This window comes from Candidatus Regiella insecticola LSR1, from assembly GCF_000143625.1.
GTDB lineage: Bacteria > Pseudomonadota > Gammaproteobacteria > Enterobacterales > Enterobacteriaceae > Regiella > Regiella insecticola.
In genome coordinates, this window is sequence record NZ_GL379670.1 from 1 (window position 1) to 1,896 (window position 1,896).

2 protein-coding genes are annotated in these 1,896 nt (G+C 30.3%); both read left to right on the forward strand.

Features of this window, described 5'->3' with window-relative positions:
* The first annotated feature begins 96 nt into the window (after positions 1–96).
* Positions 97–1,119 carry a replication initiation protein gene (locus REG_RS09210; RefSeq protein ID WP_006705385.1) on the forward strand — a complete coding sequence of 341 codons (1,023 nt, stop codon included), beginning with the start codon at positions 97–99 and terminating at the stop codon, positions 1,117–1,119.
* Positions 1,120–1,221: 102 nt separating this feature from the next.
* Positions 1,222–1,440: a hypothetical protein gene (locus REG_RS09215; protein ID WP_050749380.1), complete on the forward strand. Its 219-nt coding sequence runs from the start codon at positions 1,222–1,224 to the stop codon at positions 1,438–1,440.
* The last annotated feature ends 456 nt before the right edge of the window (positions 1,441–1,896 follow it).

Consider the following 1,896-nt stretch of genomic DNA (forward strand, 5'->3'; position numbering starts at 1 on the left):
TTAGCGCTCTAGAAATCGCGCAATTTTTTCGATAAAGAAATAAAAGGTCTTTTTATTGATTTATGAGAAGACCTTTATATACTAAAGGAAGTAGAAATGAAGGATAAGAAGGTTATAAATTTCATGGATCTGATTTCTATAGAAAAAAAAGTTGTTGTACAATCAAACTCGATTGTTGATGGTGTTTATAAGATTACATTAAATGAAGCAAGGGTAATAAACCTTGCTATATCAAAAATAAAAAAACATGATCCGCCCGGTAGCCCCGTTAGAATCACTCACGCAGAATTTACTAATACCTGGAAAATTAAAGATAATAATTTAAAAAGAAGACTGTCAGATATAGGTGATGAGTTAATTCAACGAACAATAGATACAATATCTATTGATAAATCTACAGGTAAAAAAATAAAGATACGGAGGACATGGATATCTAAGATAGAATATAATATGGATAACATAGATCAATACTTAGAAATAACATTTTCTCAAGATGTTGAAAGATTTATTTATCAATTAAAAAATAATTTTACTATGTTTGAAATAGAAAATGTTTCTAATTTTACCTCACCATATTCTTTTAGAATTTATGCCTGGATTTATAAATATATAAATTTTGTTTCACATGTGAAAAATGGATTGCATTTTACAGATCAAATAAAAATTGATGATTTTAAAGAAATGATGGGTATATCAAACAATTACGAAAAATATAAATATCTTAAAAGTGGAGTTATAGAAAAAGCAATAAAAGAAATTAATAATTACTCTGATTTGTCAGTAATTTTAGAAGAATTTAGAATAGGTCGTTCAGTAAAACAAATAAGGTTTGTTTTTGTTAGAGAAAAAAACACTATTTTCTCTAATGAGGAAAACAAACCTAAAAGAGCTAGATCACCATCCAGACCAAAAGTTAAGGTAGGAACCCATTTGGAAGGAGAGTGGGCTAGACGGTGTATTGATATCATTGAGAAATATGAAAAAGATATAAGAAACTATGATGCCACTATGGTATTGCCAATATCTGATTTGGAAAAGTTAATTAATTATTATCAAATATTAGGAGACAAACAAAAAGTTAGCGAGTTAAGTAAAAAACTGGAAGCAAGAAGAAATTGATTTTTGCGCTGATCGTAGGAGTCGTGACCTCCTCCAATCAGCTAATCATACAAACCTATCTAGGAGGTCTATATGACTGCGTTCGATCTTACCTAATGTGCGGTGTTACGCAAAGTATTTCCTGAACTTACTAATGCTCAATTTGAAACAGCCATACTGTTTGCTGTGGGTTTTTCGCGTAAAGAAATTGCGGGTTTGCGTGTTGTTTCAGATTCTTGTATTGAACATACATTGAATGTTGTGAAAGAAAAATTTAACATTGCTAGCATAGGCAGTTTAAGAAATATTATCTTGTTAAGATATCTTTTGAGTAAAAAGTAATTTAGCTAATTAATGTATTAGATTATCTTCTTCATGCTAATAGGCATGATGATACGATTTAAGTTTTTTCGCCGAGTCCGGTCACCGCAGATGTTGCTGGCCGGAATACCCAAAGTTCAGTATCAGCTAGGGTGAACGAATGCATAAATACCAATCAATTATCAATTCGGATTTTTTTAACCTAACTTTGTGAGTGTTACCTAACGTTTTAGGGTTGTTTACTAAGCGCAAATAGTATGGATATTGATCATTTTTATTCAGAATATTTTTATCTTTGATTTACTCATTGATGCGTCCCTGCCGGTAGCTATCGTAAAATAGCTGACAAGTTAAGTAAAAAATACTCTGTATTAATAGTAAGTAAATAGTACCGTATAATACAATGACACTGAGCGAGTTATGAATCGTTAGCGCTTGGTATTAGTTTATTTAACTTTTTGTTTTTTATTAAAACTT

Coding starts and splice junctions, on each gene's coding strand:
- REG_RS09210 (WP_006705385.1), top strand. CDS start 97: ATGAAGGATAAGAAGGTTATAAATTTCATGGATCTGATTTCTATAGAA.